Here is a 19927-nt window from a genome sequence, read left to right as displayed (position 1 = left end):
GCAGGATGAGGCAATTTTTACCTGGCGCCACCATGACAAAACTCGGTAACAAATTCATATTTCAACGGAAAATTGAGGTTCGCGATGTCTGACGACATGAAGAATATCAAGGGTTCGTCAGCTGGCGAACAAGGTGTACTCCGCTCCATGCAGGAGGTGGCGATGAACGATCAGGAAGCGAGCAGAATGCTGCGTACCTACAACATTGCCTGGTGGGGAAACAACTATTACGACGTCAACGAGCTGGGGCACATCAGCGTGTGTCCCGATCCGGATCAGCCGGAAGTGCGCGTTGACTTAGCGAAGCTGGTGAAAGAGCGCGAAGCCGACGGTCAACGTCTGCCGGCGCTGTTCTGCTTCCCGCAGATTCTCCAGCATCGTCTGCGTTCGATTAATGCCGCCTTCAAACGCGCGCGTGAATCTTACGGCTATAAAGGTGATTACTTCCTGGTTTACCCAATCAAGGTGAATCAGCATAAGCGCGTGATTGAGTCGCTGGTCAACTCTGGCGAACCGCTAGGCTTGGAAGCCGGTTCGAAAGCCGAGCTGATGGCTGTGCTGGCCCACGCCGGCAAAACCCGTTCGGTGATTGTCTGCAACGGCTATAAAGACCGCGAATACATTCGTCTGGCGCTGATCGGTGAAAAGCTCGGCCACAAAGTCTATCTGGTGATCGAGAAGATGACCGAGGTGCGTCTGGTGCTGGAAGAGGCCGAGCGTCTGAATGTGATTCCACGTCTCGGTATCCGTGCGCGTCTGGCGTCGCAGGGCTCAGGCAAGTGGCAGTCAAGCGGCGGTGAAAAATCGAAGTTTGGTCTGGCAGCATCGCAGGTGTTACAGCTGGTCGATATCATGCGCAAAGCGGGCCGTCTCGATAGCCTGCAACTGCTGCACTTCCATCTCGGTTCGCAAATGTCCAACATCCGCGACATCGCGACCGGCGTGCGTGAGTCGGCGCGTTTCTACGTGGAGCTGGCGAAGCTGGGCGTTAACATCAAATGCTTCGATGTGGGCGGCGGTTTGGGCGTGGATTATGAAGGAACCCGCTCGCAGTCAGACTGCTCGGTCAACTACGGTCTGAACGAATACGCCAACAACGTGATTTGGGCGATTGGCGATGCCTGTGAAGAGAACGGGCTGGAACATCCAACCGTGATCACCGAGTCAGGTCGTGCGGTGACGGCGCACCACACCGTGCTGGTGTCCAACATCATTGGTGTTGAGCGTAACGAGTTCAGCACGCCGGTGGCACCGGATGCCGATTCACCGCGTCCGATTCAGAGCCTGTGGGATACGTGGCAGGAGATGCACGAACCCGACGTGCGTCGTTCGCTGCGCGAATGGCTGCACGATAGCCAAATGGATCTGTTCGACATCCATACCGGTTATTCATCAGGCACCTACGATCTCGGCCAGCGCGCCTGGGCAGAGCAGCTTTATCTGAGCATCTGCCACTACATTCAGCAGCATCTCGATCCCAGCAACCGCGCGCATCGCCCGATCATTGATGAGCTGCAGGAGCGCATGGCGGATAAGATTTACGTCAACTTCTCGCTGTTCCAGTCAATGCCGGATGCGTGGGGTATCGATCAGCTGTTCCCGGTGCTGCCGCTGGAAGGGCTGAATAAAATGCCGAAGCGTCGCGCGGTGTTGCTCGACATCACCTGTGACTCCGATGGCACCATCGATCACTACGTCGATGGCGATGGCATTGCCACCACCATGCCGATGCCGGAATACGACATCGACAATCCACCGATGCTCGGCTTTTTTATGGTGGGCGCGTATCAGGAAATTCTCGGCAACATGCATAACCTGTTCGGTGATACCGAAGCGGTTGATGTGTTTGCGTTCCCGGATGGCAGCGTGGAAGTTCAGCTGTCGGATGAGGGCGATACCGTAGCGGATATGCTTGAGTACGTGCAGCTGAATCCTAACGATTTGATGACGCTGTTCCGCGATCAGGTAACGCAACAAACGGATATAGATGAAGAGCTGCGCGCGCAATTCTTGTCTGAATTCGAGAGTGGCTTGTACGGTTATACCTATTTAGAAGATGAGTAATTAATTGCTCTTAAACCGAGCTCGCAAGGGCTCGGTTTTCGCTTTTCCTGCTATATCCGCGCCTGGCAACAATAATTTAATTTGATTTGTGAAGACGATCACCTTTGGCTTATTTGTAACCCGCCACGTAAATCCCACATTTACCTCCCCAAATGCTATCTCCTTCTTTTCTCTAATAAAGCGAGTCGGCAACGCTGATTATTTTCTTAATATCCTTACCTTACTTACTGATTCATCATGGATTAAGCAGTTATTCTGTTATGTATTCTTTGCAATGCATAATAAAAATTTAAACATTAAGATTTTAATAGTCACTATGGAAATTAGTGGTTATTGGCGCTTTTTGGAATCATAGATGCCAGATAAAACATTTTGCAATTTGAGTTAAGGAGAGCCATCAAATCGTGCAGAATCTTTTTTTATCATTATTTTTCAATTCGATAATGTTTTTACAGATCTATTAAAGTAAAAGATAAGTTAAATTAGATTAAGAATTTTCTGAGCTTTTGTGAATTTTAGAGAAATTTACTTACGTTATTGATTGATTTAAACGATTGAAGTTACCTAAAGTGTTTACTGAAATCTATTTCTCAAAGTGTAAGTAGTACGTTAACCTTCAGTTAAGACATTAAGTTTTATCAATGTTTACCTTACTTCTTACATGAGAAATCCTGACATTTTAAGGCTATCAGGCAGTTGCAGTAAGGATATGAAATGAGCAATCAACCGAAGACAGTGTTCTTGTTGGAGCCGGTTTACGATTTATCCGGCCAGGTGATTGCCAGGGAATTGTTAACGCGTCTTGCAGACGACGCAGATATCAATAATAAGCGTAACCCTGAAAGGGATGTTGGGTTCTTCAGTCAGCTTTCTGCTGACGTTAAATGGCAGTTATTCCTCCACCAGATCGAAAAACTTATTCAGCTATACCAGAAAGGGTTCGACCAGATTGTCAGTGTCAATGTTGATAGAGATATCGTAGCCAGCATTTTTAAAGATGCTGAAATGCAAGAAAAACTGGCTCAACTGACGCTGTTGCGTCTGGAAATATCAGCATTCTTCACCGCGCGATTTAATAGCGCCGATCTGTTGATTTTAAAAGGTGTCGCGAAAGTGACGCCGGCCCCTTTATGGCTCGATGACTTTGGTCCGGGTTATTCCAACCTTTCCATGTTTGATAGCGGAATATTTGAAATCGTCAAGATTGACAAAGAATTTTTTTGGCAATTTGGCGACGGTCGCACCTTTGACATTCTGCTCGACCATCTCAACGAATTATGCAACGGCGTCATCGTTGAGGGTGTTGAAAATCAACAACAGGTCGACCTGCTGTCGCATAAAGCAATTTATGGCATGCAGGGCTATTTGTGGCAGAGCGTCTATCTCGATGATTTATTAGCTTAATCCTGAAATTATTGAGTTGGTTTCATCCCTCGGGGAAGTGAAAAAATGTCAAAGCCTGGGCTTTATGCGTTTCACGTCATGTGTGCCCGGCCGCTTGAGAACAAATATATTTTTCCCGTGGTGATTTTAAGAAATAAAACCAATCAGTTATCAGGATGGCGGCTAAACAAAACTCAACGCGATTTCATTCTTAGCCTGTATGAAATCGATCAAGAGAAGAAGTGAATAATCGTCGCGATTATTCGCTGTAAAAGCCGGTGTCTGCTGATGCCGGGCGTGATTATGGAAACTGCGGGATCTCGATAACATGAATAATATCTCAGTAACCCCAAAAGGTGGGACCGTTGCTTCTGAGCTGAGTGGAAATCAAGTTAATTTGACCGCTCCGAGTTTGGTGAAGCTGCATCTTAATCAGTCTGATATTAAGTCTTTCACACGCAATGGTAATGATTTAGTCGTCACCACGAAGTCTGGTGAAGTGGTTGTTATTCATAATTTTTACAGCCCGAATGGCGATAGCGATCTGGTTCTGCAGGACGATCGCGGCGCCATGTGGTGGGTTGAAGATCCCGGTACAGAAGGTTTCCAGTACGTTTCAATCGACAGCACCGAAGGGCTGTTAGCGGAAAACACCACCAATAACGGCACCATTGCTGCCTTTGGTATCGGTGGTGCGGCCCTGGCGGGCTTAGGTGCGCTGTTTGCCGGTTCAGGTGGTGGTGGCGGTAATGCCTCGCCGACCAATCCCGATGACGGTAACAACGGCGGCAATCCCACCAACCCAACTAATCCTACCAACCCAACCAATCCCACCGATCCCGGTGAAAACGACACTACGCCGCCAACCGCCATCACGGATTTGGTGATCAACGACGCCGTAGGTCCGTATCAGGGCGCGATTGGCGCGGGTGCCATTACCGATGACAACACACCCACGCTGAGCGGCACCGCTGAAGCGGGCGCGATTGTCAGCATTTACGATGGCAGCACGCTGCTCGGCACTGTCACCGTTGGCGCTGATGGCCGCTGGAGCTTTACCACGCCAGCGCTGGCGGAGGGTCAGCATAGTTTGACCGCTACCGTCACCGACGCGGCGGGGAACACCAGCCCAGCGACCAATCCGGTGGATTTCACCGTGGATACCGTGGCGCCCGCAACGGTTGGCGACCTGAGCGTCATTAACAACAGCGGCTCGACTGCGCAGCCCATCACCAACGGCGGCGCGACCAAAGACACCACGCCAGTGCTGAGCGGAACGGCGGAAGCGGGCTCGATTATCACCATCCGCGATGGCGATACGGTGCTCGGCAGTGTCACCGTGGGCAGCAACGGCACATGGAGCTTTACCAGCCCAACGCTGGGCGAGGGCAGCCATACGTTGAGCATCACCGCCACCGATGCGGCGGGCAATGTCAGCACGCCAGCGACCATCACCTTCACCGTGGATACGCAAGCGCCAGCAGCAGTCATCGACCTGCAGGTTAACGATAATTCAGGCGGCAGCGGCGGCACAGTAAATAACGGTGGGACGACCGATGACAACACGCCGACGCTTACCGGCAGCGGTGAAGTGGGCGCGATTGTCAGCGTTTATGATGGGCAAACGCTGCTGGGTACGGCGGTCGTGGGTTCCGATGGCAGCTGGAGTTACACCACCAGCGCCCTGAGTAACGGCAGCCATAGCCTGACGGTGACCGTGACCGATGCGGCTGGCAACGTCAGCGCGCCATCAGCCCCTTATGAAATCACCGTGCAGGCCGCTATTCCGCCGGCCACAACGTCGCTGGAAATCACCGATGACTCCGGCAACACGCTGGTGCAACTCAGCAACGGCGCCAGCACTCAGGATAACACGCCAACGCTGAGCGGCCTGGCGACGGCGGGTGCGCTGATCACGCTGTATAACGGCACCTCGGTGCTGGGTAGCGTGGTTGCGGGCAGCGATGGTCAGTGGACCTTTACCCCAACTGCGTTGGCTGACGGTGCCTACGCGCTGCACGCCACCGTCGATAACAACGCGGGCAGCGTGACGCAAACGCCAACTATCACCATCACGGTGGATACCGTCGCACCTGCTGCGGCCGGTGGCGTAACGCTGAGCGATAACGATGGCAGCACGCTACAACCGATTGCCGCCGGTGGCGCGACCAATAACACCACGCCGGTGCTGAGCGGCACCGCTGAACCGGGTAGCACCGTCATCGTGCGTGATGGCGATAGCGTGCTCGGCACGGCAATCGTGGGCAGCAATGGGTCATGGAGCTTCACTGCGCCGACCTTAACCGAAGGCGGTCACAGCCTGACCGCCACGGTCACCGACGCGGCAGGTAATGTGGGTCCAACCTCGACGCCGATCGCCTTCACCGTGGATACTCAGGCACCTGCGGGTGCCAGCAATGTGGTGATCAGCGATAACGTCGGTGCTGCAACCGGCCCAATCACCGCGGGCGGCACCACCGACGACAGCACACCCACGCTATCCGGTAACGGTGAAGCCAACGCCATCGTCAAAATTTATGATGGCAGCACGCTGCTCGGCAGCGTCACCGTTGGCAACGACGGCACCTGGAGCTTTACCACGCCAACGTTGAGCAACGGTAGCCATTCGCTCAGCGTAACGGTGACCGATGCGGCAGGTAACGTCAGCCCGGCGACAACCGGTGTTGGCTTCACCGTCAACGCTGGCGTACCGCCAACCACCAGCACGCTGGAAATCACCGATGACAGCGGCAGCACACTTCGCCTGTTGCCAGAAGGTTCCAGCACGCAGGACACCACGCCAACCTTGAGCGGTCTGGCCTCGGCGGGCGCGCTCATCGAGTTATATAACGGCACCACGCTGCTCGGCAGCACCGTCGCGGGTGCGGATGGGCAATGGAGCTTTACGCCAGCTACCGCGCTGGCTGACGGGACTTATGCCTTCCACGCCACGGCCACTGATACCAATGGCAATGTGACTGATTCCGGCACCCTTAACATCACTATTGATAACACCGCGCCGGCAGCGGCTGGCGACTTGCAATTGAGCGATAACAGCGGCAGCACTGTGGTACCCATTGCCTCTGGCGGCACCAGCAATGACAACACGCCAACCTTGAGCGGCACCGCAGAACCGGGCAGCACCGTTACCGTGCTGGATGGCACCAACGTGATCGGCAGCGCAACGGTGGGCAGCGACGGCAGCTGGAGCTTCACCTCGCCAACCCTGAGTGACGGCAACCACAGCTTGACCACCACCGTCACCGATCCGGCTGGCAACACCGGTCCGGCGTCGCCAGCCGTTACTTTAACAGTGGATACCACGCCGCCAGCCGTTATTGCCGATCTGGTGATCGAAGATAGCGTCGGCGCGGTTCAAGGGCCGTTAACGTCCGGCGATACCACCGATGACCGCGCACCAACCCTGAGCGGCACCGGCGAGCCGAATGCCACCATCAGTATTTACGATGGCACCACGCTGCTGGGTAACACCACCGTGGACACCGACGGCACATGGCGTTTCACCACGCCAGCGTTGAGCAATGGCAGCCATACCCTCACCGTCACCGCCACGGACAGCGCCGGTAACGTCGGCCCAGCCAGTCCGCCGATTGTGATCAACGTTGATGCGGCTATTCCGCCAGCCACATCGTCGCTGGAAGTGACGGATGAAAACGGCAATACCGTGGGTCAGCTGACTGACGGCGGCAGCACCAACAATGACAGCCCGGTATTAACCGGTTTGGCGGGGCCCGGCAATATCATAACCCTGTATGACGGCACCACCGTGCTGGGCAGCACCACGGCGGGCAGTAACGGTCAGTGGATTTTCTATGTCACCGGTTTAGGCAATGGTCCGCATGCGTTGCACGGCACCATTACCGATGCCAACGGCAACGTCACTGATACCGCAACCATTAACATCACCGTGGATACCATCGCGCCCGATGCCGCAACCGACGTGGAACTCACCAACGATGCGGGCAGCATTACGCAGCCAGTTACCGCCGGCGGGGCCAGCAATGATGCGACACCAGTCTTAAGCGGCAGCGCGGAAGCGGGCAGCACCGTTACTATCCTTGATGGCACCACCGTGTTGGGTACCGTGACGGTCGGCAGCGACGGTAACTGGAGCTTTACCACACCGAAGCTGGCGGAGGGCAATCACAGCCTGAGCACCACCGTGACCGATGCGGCGGGCAATGTTAGCCCGGCGACCACACCGATCGCCTTCAGCGTAGATACCACCGCGCCAGCGCCGGTCAGCGGTTTGGTGGTCAATGATAACGTCGGCGGCAGCACCGGTCCGTTGACTTCGGGCACCATCACCGACGACAGCACGCCAACCCTGAGCGGCACCGCCGAAGCGGGATCGGTGGTGCGCGTCTATGACGGCACCACGCTACTGGGCTCAGCGACAGCGGGCAGCGACGGCAGCTGGAGCTTCACGCCAGATGCCGCGCTGACTAACGGCCAACACAGCCTGACCACCACCGTCACCGATGCGGCAGGCAATGTTAGCCCGTCGTCGCCGGTATTTACCCTCAATGTCGATGCTGGCGTTCCGGCGACCAGCAGCCTGCTGGTGGTGACCGACGACAGCGGCAGCACGCTGGTTGAACTGCCAAACAACTCCAGCACTAACGACACCACGCCGATTCTTAGCGGCCAGGCGGGCGCGGGCGATCTGATCACGCTGTATAACGGCACCACCCTCATTGGCAGCACGGTCGCGGGTAGCGATGGGCAGTGGAACTTCACACCTGCGGCGCTGGCCGATGCCACTTACGCTTTCCATGCGGTCGCCACTAACGCGACGACCGGCGTGGAGACCGATTCGCCAACCATCAACATCACCATTGATACCGTGGTGCCCACCGCGCCAACCGGCGTGGCGCTGGAAGATGGTGCGGGTGTGCCGATCCCGGAAGGCAGCAGCACCAACACCAACACGCCAACCTTGAGCGGCAGCGGTGAAGCGGGCAGTACGGTCACCATCTCGGATGGCACCACCGTGCTCGGCACCACCACGGTGGGCAACGATGGCAGCTGGAGTTACACCACGCCACCGCTGAGCGATGGTGATCATAGCCTGACCTCAACCGTTACCGATGCCGCTGGCAATACCGGCCCGGCTTCTACGCCGGTGACGGTGACCATCGATACCCAGCCGCCTGCCGCAGCGGGCAATGTGCAGTTCACCAACGACGACGGCACGCCGCTGGCTTCAGGTAGCACCACCGGCGACACCACGCCAACCCTGAACGGCACCGCCGAACCGGGCAGCACCGTGACGGTGAGCGATGGCACTACGGTGCTGGGCACCGCAATCACCGGCATCGACGGCAACTGGAGCTTTACACCAACCGATCCGCTGACTGAAGGGCAGCACAATCTCACCACCACCGTCACCGATACGGCCGGTAACGTCGGCCCTGCGTCGTCGGTGGTGATTGTGATTGTGGATACCACGCCACCGGCAGCGGCGACCGATTTGCAACTGAGCAACGATGGCAGCGGCACGCTGGTGCCGGTCGCGGATGGCGGCACCACCAACGATGTTACGCCAGTGTTGAGTGGTCGTGCGGAACCGGGCAGCGTCGTGACGGTGTCTGATGGCAGCACGGCGTTGGGTTCGGTGACCGTCGGCAACGATGGCAACTGGAGCTTTACCTCTCCGGCGCTCGGCGATGGTTCACACAGCCTGACCACCACCGTGACCGATGCGGCGGGCAATACCGGCGCGGCAAGCACGCCATTGACCTTCACCATTGACACCACGGCACCGCCAGCACCGGGCGGTGTGCAGCTCAGTAACGACAGCAGCGGCACGTCTGTACCTATTCCCTCTGGTGCGGCAACCAACGATGCAACGCCAGTATTGAGCGGCACCGCAGCGGCGGGCAGCACCATTACCGTTTCTGATGGCGCTACCGTACTCGGTACCGTCACCGTCGGCAGCGGCGGAACATGGAGCTTCACCACGCCAGCGCTGAACGAGGGCAATCACAGCCTGACCGCCACCGTTACCAGTCCGGCGGGCAACACCGGTGCGCCCTCTGCGCCCATTGTGGTCACCGTGGATATCACGCCACCTGCGGCGGCAACGGGTCTGCAACTCAGCAACAACGAAGGAGCGACGCCGGTACCGATTGCTGCGGGCGGCACCACTAATGACACCACACCTGCGCTGAGCGGCATCGCAGAAGCGGGCAGCATCGTCACGGTGAGTGATGGCACGACCGTGATCGGCAGCGCAGCCGTTGGCAGTGATGGCAGCTGGAGCGTGATCCCAACCGCACCGTTGACGGCGGGAGAGCACACGCTTACTGCGACCGTCACCGATCCGGCCGGTAACGTTGGCCCGGCATCGGCCCCCATCGTCGTCAATATCGACACCGCCCAACCGCCAGTCGCAGATGATCTTGAGCTGAACAATGACAACGGCGGCACGCCAGTTCCGATTGCGTCCGGCGGCGCGACCAATGACACCACGCCGGTGCTTAGCGGTAGCGCAGCGGCGGGCAGTACCGTCACCGTACTGGACGGCACCACCGTGCTCGGCACCGTTGTGGTTGGCAGCGGCGGCAGCTGGAGCTTCAGCACGCCGGCATTAAGCGAAGGCGCGCACAGCCTGACCACCACCGTCACCAGCGCATCGGGTAACGTTAGCGACCCGTCTGCGCCGATTAACTTCACCGTGGATACGCAGCCACCAGCAACCTCAACCGGTCTGCAACTGAGTAACGACGGCGGTACGGCGATTGCCGCTGGCGGTATCACCAACGACAGCACGCCGGTGTTGCGCGGCAGCGCCGAAGCGGGCAGCACCGTCACGGTACTGGATGGCACTACCGTACTGGGCACCGCCACGGCGGACACCGACGGCAACTGGAGCTTTACGCCAACGATCGCGCTGGGCGAGGGCGCACACAGCCTGACCACCACCGTCACCGATGCGGCGGGCAACAGCAGCGGCGCATCCACGCCGGTTACCTTTACCGTGGATACCACACCGCCAGCCGCCGCCACCGATCTGCAGCTCAGCAATAACAACAGCGGCACGGCGATTCCTGTTGATACCGGCGGTCGCACCAACGACACCACGCCAGTGTTGAGCGGCAGTGCCGAAGCGGGCAGCGTCGTCACGGTGCGTGATGGCACCGAGGTGCTGGGCAGCACCACCGTCGGCACCGATGGCAAATGGAGTTTCACTCCGGCCAATCCGCTGGACGAGGGCGCGCACAGCCTGACCGCTACCGTCACCGATCCGGCCGGTAACGTCGGCCCGGCCTCTACGCCGTACGCGGTCACTATCGATACCACCGCGCCGCCAGCCGTGATTACGGTGGTACTCAGTAACGATCAGGGCAGCACGCCAACGCCAATCGTCTCGGGCGGAGCAACTAACGACACCACGCCGGTGCTGAGCGGTACCGCCGAGGCGGACAACATCATCATCGTGCGTGACGGCACCACCGTGCTGGGCTCGACGATTGTTGGCACCGATGGAACCTGGAGCTTCACTTCACCAGCGCTGAGCCAGGGCGCGCACAGCCTGACGGCAACCGTCACTGACGCCGCAGGCAACAGCAGCGCTCCGTCTACGGCAATCGCCTTTACCGTCGATACCGAGGCACCGAATACGGCGACAGGGCTGCAACTGAGCAATGATTCCGGCCAAACGCCGGTAACGATTGCTGCAGGCGGCGCCACCAACGACACCACACCAGTGTTGAGCGGCAGCGCTGAAGCAGGCAGCATCGTGATTGTTTCTGACGGCAGCAACGTGCTGGGATCTGTTGTGGTCGGCAGCGGCGGCAGCTGGACCTTCACTTCGCCGGAGCTGGGCGAGGGCGATCACAGCCTGACCACCACGGTGACCGATGCCGCAGGTAACGTCAGTTCGCCGTCCGCGGCCCTGAACTTCAGCATTGATACCACGCCGCCAGTGGCGCCGGGCGCGATCGCGCTGAACAACAACAACGGCAGTTCACCGGTTACGATTGCCGCAGGCAGCACCACCAACGATGCCACACCGGCGATCAGCGGTACCGCAGCAGCCGGCAGCACCGTGACCGTGCTGGATGGCGCTACCGTGCTGGGCACCGCGATTGTTGGCAGTAACGGACAGTGGAGCTTCACCACGCCAACGCTGGGTGAAGGTGCGCACAGCCTGACGGCGACCGTCACCGATCCTGCGGGTAACGTCGGCCCTGCCTCCGCAGCCATTGCCTTTAACGTTGATACCGTTGCGCCTGTTGCGGCAACCGGACTGGTGCTGAACAACGACAACGGCGGTTCGCCGGTGCCGATTGCTAACAACGGCACCACCAACGACAACACGCCAGAGTTGAGCGGTACCGCAGAAGCCAACAGCATTGTGATTGTGTCTGACGGCACCACCGTGCTGGGCAGCGCCGTCGCCGATGCGCAGGGCGCCTGGAGCTTCTCACCCAATCTGACCGATGGCACGCACAACCTGAGCGTGACGGTGCGTGACGCCGCAGGTAACACCGGACCGGCAAGCAGCACCATCACCGTCACCGTAGATACCGTGGCACCGCCAGCGGCGACCGGCCTGACGCTGACCAACGATATTGGTACACCCGTTAGTATTCCGAACGGCGGGCTCACCAACGACAGCACACCGGTGCTGAGCGGTTCTGGACAAGCGGGCAGCATCATCACCGTGTCCGATCAGAACGGCGTGTTGGGATCCACCACCGTCGGGGCGGGCGGAACCTGGACCTTCACGCCGGCGAGCGCGCTGGCGGATGGAACCCATACCTTTAGCGTCACGGCCAGCGATGCGGCAGGAAACGTCAGTGCGCCGAGCACCATTGGCGTCGTGATTGATGCCACACCGCCAGCGGCAGCGCTGAACGTGGTGGCCAGTAATGATGAAGGCACGTCGCCGGTGGCTATCACCAACGGCGGCTTCACCAACGACAACACGCCATTCCTCACCGGTACCGCCGAAGCGGGCAGCACGGTGATTATCCGTGACGGCACAACCATCATCGGTAGCGCTTCGGTGGGCAGCAACGGCCAGTGGAGCTTCACCTCACCCACGCTGGATGAGGGCGCGCACAGCCTGAGCACCACCGTAGTGGATGCGGCGGGCAATGTGAGTACAGCGTCAGCGGCGATTGATTTTACCGTCGACAGCGTGGTTCCAGCGCCAGCCACGCTGGTGGTGAACAATGACAACGGCGGGACGCCCGTACTGGTGCCGAACGGCGCCACCACCAGCGACAACACGCCGTTGCTGAGTGGCACAGCGGAAGCGGGCAGCCTGGTCACTCTTTATGATGGCACCACCGTTATCGGCTCGACCACCGCAACGGCGGGCGGAACCTGGAGCTTCAGCTCACCGACCTTAACCGATGGTTCGCATACGCTGACCGCCACCGTAACCGACGAGGTCGGCAACGTCAGTTCGCCATCCTCGACCTTTACCGTGGTGGTGGATGCCAGCGCACCGCAACCGGCTGGCGATCTGCTGCTGCAAAATAACAATGGTGGCTCACCGGTGACCATTGCTGATGGCGGCATTACCAATGACAGCACGCCAGCCATCAGCGGCACGGCGGAAGCCAACGCGATCGTTCGCGTCTATGACGGCACTACCTTAGTGGGTTCAGTCGTGGCAGGCAGCAACGGCGCATGGAGCATCACCACCAGCGCGCTGACGGACGCAATGCATACGCTGAATGTCACCGTGACCGATGCGGCGGGCAACGTGAGCGCCAATGCCTCGGTATCATTGACGGTGGACACCTCTACGCCGGCAGCGGTGTCGAGCTTTGCTATTTACAACAATGCGGCCACTACCACCGTGCAGGTGGCGGATGACGGTGACTCCAACGACAACACGCCTTTGCTAAGCGGAACCGGTGTAGCGGGCACCATCATCAACATCTACGAGGGCAGCGATCTTCTTGGCACCACCACGGTAGGCGACAACGGCGAGTGGCGCTTTGAAACTGCGGCTTTAGATGATGGCCAGCACAGCTTCACCGTTTCAGTCACCAACGCTGCGGGGACGACGGGCCCGGAAGCGATACCGATTACGATTAATATTGATACGGCTGCACCGGCAACGGTCAGCAATCTTGTCGTAACAGACGATGAGGGGGGCAGCACCGGTCCGTTGCTGTCGGGTGACACCACCGATGACAGCACGCCAACGCTGAGCGGCTCCGCTGAAGCGGGCAGCCGAGTGTCGGTTTACGATGGCACCACGCTGCTGGGCACTGTGATCGCTACTGGCGGCATATGGAGCTTCACGCCGGGCAGCGCGCTCTCTAACGGCGAGCATAACTTCACCTTCACAGTGACCGATGTAGCAGGCAACGTCAGCGCGGCAAGCAGCCCGGCGTTTACGCTGAATATCGCAGCGGATCTGCCGCCAGCGGTCAGTACGCTGGTGATCACCGACGATAGCGGCAATTCACTGGTTACCGTGAATGACGGCGCCAATATCAAGGACGGTACGCCGGTATTAACCGGCGCGGCAGATGTGGGGGATGTGATTACCATTCACGATGGTGCAACGGTGTTGGGTAGCGTTACCGTCGGTGCGACCGGACAGTGGACCTTCACGCCAACGCTGAATGATGGACCGCACGGCATCTATGTCACCACGGTCAATTCAGTGGGTAATCCGGGCGCAAACTCGCCAACGGTGAATTTCACTATTGATACCGTGGCACCGCTTGCAGCAACTAACCTCTCTGCCGCTAATAACAACGACGGCGTAACCGTGCCCATTGCTAACAATGGCGCCACCAATGACAGTACCCCGCGGCTCGCAGGTCTCGCGGAAGCCAACGGCATTGTTACGATTTATGACGGCAACACGGTTATCGGCTCAACGGTCGCCAATGGTAGCGGTGAGTGGGACTTCACGTCGCCAACGCTGAGTCAGGGCGGACATGCGCTGAGCGTCACCGTGACGGATGCGGCGGGTAACGTCGGTCCGCGCTCTGATGTCGTGAACCTCACTGTCGATACCGTGGCACCCAACGCCTCGACGCTGGTGGTCACCAACGACGTCACCAGCACGGTGGTGCCAAATGGCGGTTCGACCAACGACAGCACGCCAACGCTGAGCGGTACCGCGGAAGTGGGCAGTGTGATCACCGTTTACGATGGTACGACCTTGCTCGGTTCGGTTGCTGCCGGAACAGGCGGAGCATGGAGCTTTATTTCACCGGTACTGGGCGAAGGCAGCCATTCGCTCACCGTGCGCGTGACAGATGCCGCCGGTAACACTAGCGCGGCATCCAGCACGGCAACGGTGACTGTGGATACCGTCGTACCAACGGCGGTGAGCGGTTTGACTGCTGCCAACAACAACGGCAGTTCGCCGGTGACCATTGCTGCGGGGGGTAGCACCAATGACAACACGCCAGCACTGAGCGGTACGGCAGATGCAGGCAGCGTGGTGGTGATCCGTGATGGCACCGACGTTATCGGTTCTGTCACCGCAGGCAGCAACGGCGCATGGAGCTTCACGTCACCCACGCTGGCTGATGGTCTGCATACCCTGAACGTGACGGCGACCGATCTCGCCGGTAACGTCAGCCCGAATGCGGCGATCAGCTTCACTGTGACCACAGCAGCACCAACGCCAGTCACCGATCTGGTGGTTTCTGACAACGTAGGTGCAACACAAGGGGCACTCACCAGCGGTGCGGCGACCGATGACAACACGCCAACGCTGAGCGGTAATGCTACCGCTGGCAACATCGTGATTATCTCGGAAGGCACCACGGTGCTGGGTTCTGTGGTGGCGGGCAGCAATGGTGCGTGGAGCCTTACCACAGCCGCATTGAGCGACGGATCGCATCCGTTGAGCGTGACGGTACGCGATGCAGCCGGTAACACCAGCGCGGCGACCAACTTCACGGTCAATGTCGATACGGTGGCGCCAGCCAACGCAACCTTGTTAATCACTAATGATCTCACCAGCACCACGGTACCGAATGGTGGTGCAACTAACGACAGCACGCCAACGCTGAGCGGTACGGCGGAAGCCGGCAGCCGCGTGTCGATTTACGATAGCGGCACCCTGCTGGGTACGGCGGTGGCAGGCAGCAACGGCGCATGGACCTTCACCACCGATGTGCTGACGCAAGGCGCTCATCCACTGAGCGTCACGGTTACCGATGCGGCGGGTAACGTCAGCGGCAGCACCTCGGCCACGGTGATTATCGATACCGTCGCGCCGGGGGCGGTAACCGGTCTGGCCGCGGCCAACAACAACGGCAGCACGCCGGTGGCGATTGCCAATAACGGCAGCACCAATGACAACACGCCAGCGCTGAGCGGTACGGCAGAAGCGGGCAGTCTGGTGATTATCCGCGATGGCACCTCGATTATCGGTTCTGTTACCGCAGGCACTAACGGCGCATGGAGCTTCACCACGCCAACGCTGGCGGAGGGGGCGCACACCTTCAACGTCACGGCGACGGATGCAGCGGGCAACGTCAGCCCGAATGCGACGCTTACCCTGACCGTGGATACCGTGGCACCTGCGCCCGTCACTAACCTGGTGATCAACGACGATGTGGGCGGCATTCAGGGGCCGCTGGCGAACGGTGCGGTGACCGATGATGCCACACCAACGCTGAGCGGTACGGCGGAAGCGAATGCGATTGTCACCATTTACGACGGCACCACGGTGCTGGGTTCAGTGGTGGCCGGCGCGGGCGGTGCGTGGAACTTCACCACTGCCACGCTAGGCAACGGTGTGCATCCGCTGAGCGTAACGGTGAAAGATGCAGCGGGTAACACCAGTGCCGCCACCACGCCGGTTTCCATCACGGTAGACACCGTGGCGCCAGCGGCCTCAACGCTGGTGATCACCAATGACATCACCAGTACCACGGTGCCGAGTGGTGGCTTCACCAACGACAACACCCCAACGCTGAGCGGCGTGGCGGAAGCGAGCAGCCGCGTGTCGATTTATGATGGCGCGACGTTGCTGGGGACGGCGATTGCGAATGGCACGGGGGCATGGTCCTTCACCACCGACGTACTCTCCACCGGCACGCATCCACTCAGCGTAACGGTCACTGACGCGGCGGGTAACGTTAGTGGCAGTACCTCGGCCTCGGTAACCATCGATACCACGCCGCCAGCGGCAGTCACCAATCTGGTGGCCGCTAACAATAACGGCAGTACAGCGGTGACCATTCCGAACAACGGCGTGACCAACGACAATACGCCGCTGTTGACCGGATCCGGCGAGATTGGCGCGAAGATCAGCGTTTACGATGGCACCACGCTGCTGGGCACCACCACGGTGGGCAGCGGTGGCACATGGAGCTTCGTCTCGACGGCGCTGAGCAACGGTGTACATACGCTGAACGTCACGGCAACCGATGCGGCGGGCAACGTGAGCCCGAACGCCTCAACCATCCTGACGATTGATACCGTGGCGCCGAATCCGGTGACCAATCTGGTGATCAATGATGACGTCGGCACTCTTCAGGGGCCGCTGGCGAACGGTGCCTTTACCGATGACGCCACGCCAACCCTGAGCGGCACGGCGGAAGCCAACGCGATTGTGACCATCTACGACGGTACCACCGTGATTGGTTCCACCACCGCCAATGGTTCAGGTGCATGGAGCTTCACCACCGCGACCCTGAGCAACGGTAGCCATCCGCTGAGCGTGACGGTGACCGATGCAGCGGGTAACACCAGTGCGGCATCGGCGACGGTTTCCATTACGGTGGATACCGTGGCACCAGCGGCGTCAACGCTGGTGATCACCAATGATGTCACCAGTACCGTGGTACCGAGCGGCGGTGCTACCAACGACACCACGCCAACGCTGAGCGGCGTGGCGGAAGCGGGCAGCCGCGTCTCGATCTACGATGGTGGCACCTTGTTAGGCACGGCGATTGCGGGTAGCACTGGCGCATGGACCTTCACCACCGCCGCGCTCACGCAGGGCACGCATCCATTGAGCGTGACGGTAACGGACACGGCCGGTAACGTCAGCGGGACGACGTCGGCGTCGGTCATTATCGATACCACGCCGCCAGCGGCGGTCACTAACCTGGTTGCCGCCAATAACAACGGCAGCACGGCGGTGACCATCCCGAATAACGGCATTACCAACGACAGCACGCCGCTGTTGACCGGTAACGGCGAAGTCGGGGCACGGATCAGCGTGTACGACGGCACCACACTGCTGGGCACCACCACGGTGGGCAGCGGTGGCACATGGAGCTTCGTCTCAACTGCGCTGAGCAACGGCACCCATACGCTGAACGTGACGGCAACCGATGCGGCGGGCAACGTCAGCCCGAACGCCTCGACCACGCTGCGCATCGACACTGTGGCACCAACGGCCAGTACGCTCACCATTACCGACGACGCCGGCAGCACGCCGGTGACGTTGACCAATGGCGCGTACACCCGTGACACCACGCCGGTGTTGAACGGCACGGCGGAAGTGGGCGCGATTGTCACCATCTACGATGGCACCACCGCGCTGGGTTCAGTAACGGTTGGCGCCGGTGGCAGCTGGACTTACACCCCCAGCGCACTGGCGAACGGTGCGCATCCGTTGAGCGTAACGGTGACTGATTCGGCGGGTAACGTCAGCACCGGTAACACGGCGGTGACGGTGAACGTCGATACTGTGCCGCCTGCGGCGGTAAGTGGCCTGGCAATCAACGGTGCCGGTACCACGGTCACCGGTAGCGGTGAAGTGGGGGCAACGGTAACGGTACGTGATGCGGGCGGTAACGCGCTGGGTACAACGACGGTAGGCAGCGGCGGTTCATGGTCGGTGAGCCTGAGTACGGCGCAAACCACCGGTGCTTCGTTGTCGGTGATTCAGACTGACCGCGCAGGCAACGTATCGACCAGCACCCCGCTGACCGGTGCGATTCAAATCGTGGCAGCGAATGATGTCAACGAAGTGGATTACACCACCCAAATCGGCACCATCACCAATGCCAATACCAGTTCGACCAGCGTCGCATTGCTGAGCGTTAACCTCGGCAGCGTGCTGGGTGTGGGAGTATTGAGCAGCACTAACGCCTATATGTTTAACGTTGGCGCAGGGGATACGCGCACGGTGACATTACACGCCTCGGCCACCAGCCTGGCGGCGCTGACATCGACTTATACCTTGTACCTCTATCAACAGCAGGCGAACGGCACCTGGGCGCTGAAATCCAGCAACGCCAACTACATCACCACGGTTCTGACCATTGGTACACAAACCGGTGGCAACGTGACTTACAGCAACCTCGGTACAGGTAACTATGCCGTGCTGTTGGGCACCAGCAACGGCGTTGGCGTGTTGCCATCGACTACCGTCACCACCACGTCGGATATTACGACGCTGGCGTTGACCGTGGCGGCAACCGTCACCGGCAACCTGTTGACCAACGATACCAGCTCCGTCGCCGGTACGGTGCCGAACGGTACGGTGGTCACCCAGGTGACTGGCAATGCGATTGCGGCCACCGGTAACACGGTGATCACCAGCAGCTACGGTACGTTGACCATCGATTCGCATGGTAACTACACCTATACGCTGAAGGCGGGACTGGATGCCGATCTGGTGCCAGCCACCGACGTCTTCACCTATTCGGTGCGTGATGCCAGCGGCGCGGTGACCTCGGCCAGCTTGACGGTGAACCTGCACAACGGTGCATCCACCAGCACGCTGCTGGCGACCAACAGTCTGGTGGCCGAAGCCACCAATGACCATGACGCCAGCGGCAGCATCTACGGTTCAGCATCGGGCACGCACACCGGAACCTTGAGTATCACTAATGAACACGGCGATATCACTACGGTTCACAGCGTGGGTACGACGTCGATTGCCGGCGACTTTGGTGTGCTGAGTATTGCCGCCAACGGTAACTACACCTATTCACTGAATGCGGGCGTGGATGGACAATCCATTACCCATAAAGAGGTGTTCAGTTACACCCTGGCGGCGAGTGATGGCACCATCACCACGCAGTCGTTCACCATTGAGCTGCATCCAACTATCACAGGAACCACGGGGGCTGACACGCTAACCGGCGGTGCCTACGACGACACCATCACCAGCGGTGCCGGCGCAGATACGTTGGTGTATCACTTACTGGCGAGTGCGGATGCTACCGGCGGTAACGGTCACGATACCTGGACCGACTTCGATGTCGCGCAAGGCGACAAAATTGACGTCAGTAACTTGCTTATCGGCTGGAATGATTCCACAAGTAATATTAATGATTTCGTGAAAGTGGATCATACTTCAGATGGCAATACGGTGCTCTCCATTGACCGTGATGGTACCGGTACGGGTTACAGCACCACTCAGCTGATTACGCTGGAAGGCGTGAACGTTTCTCTGGAGGAGCTGCTGCAACAACCGCACCAAAACCACACGGCGTAATCGCTCTGTGATGCAGGGATGCAGTTAGGGCACAGGGATGTGCCCCTTTCTCTTTAT

The 19927-nt window shown here is 59.2% G+C and carries 3 protein-coding genes; all 3 read left to right on the top strand.

The features are described 5' to 3' along the window. Positions 1–84 precede the first annotated feature (84 nt). The 3 genes from speA to ACVLVH_RS20090 all read left to right on the top strand — a co-directional run bounded on the left by speA (position 85) and on the right by ACVLVH_RS20090 (position 19870). Entirely contained in the window at positions 85–2064 is a 1980-nt protein-coding gene (gene speA / locus ACVLVH_RS20100; RefSeq protein ID WP_101761914.1) for a biosynthetic arginine decarboxylase, read from the top strand. A gap of 714 nt (positions 2065–2778) precedes the next feature. Beyond that, a complete protein-coding gene (locus ACVLVH_RS20095) occupies positions 2779–3468 on the top strand; it encodes an EAL domain-containing protein (RefSeq protein WP_222234740.1) in 690 nt (229 codons plus the stop codon). A gap of 307 nt (positions 3469–3775) precedes the next feature. Further along, a complete protein-coding gene (locus tag ACVLVH_RS20090) occupies positions 3776–19870 on the top strand; it encodes an Ig-like domain-containing protein (protein ID WP_498949996.1) in 16095 nt (5364 codons plus the stop codon). Positions 19871–19927 lie beyond the last annotated feature (57 nt).

Source organism: Kluyvera sp. 1366 (assembly GCF_054823405.1).
Note: the sequence above shows the minus strand (reverse complement) of the source record. Positions and strands in the feature narration are given on the sequence as shown.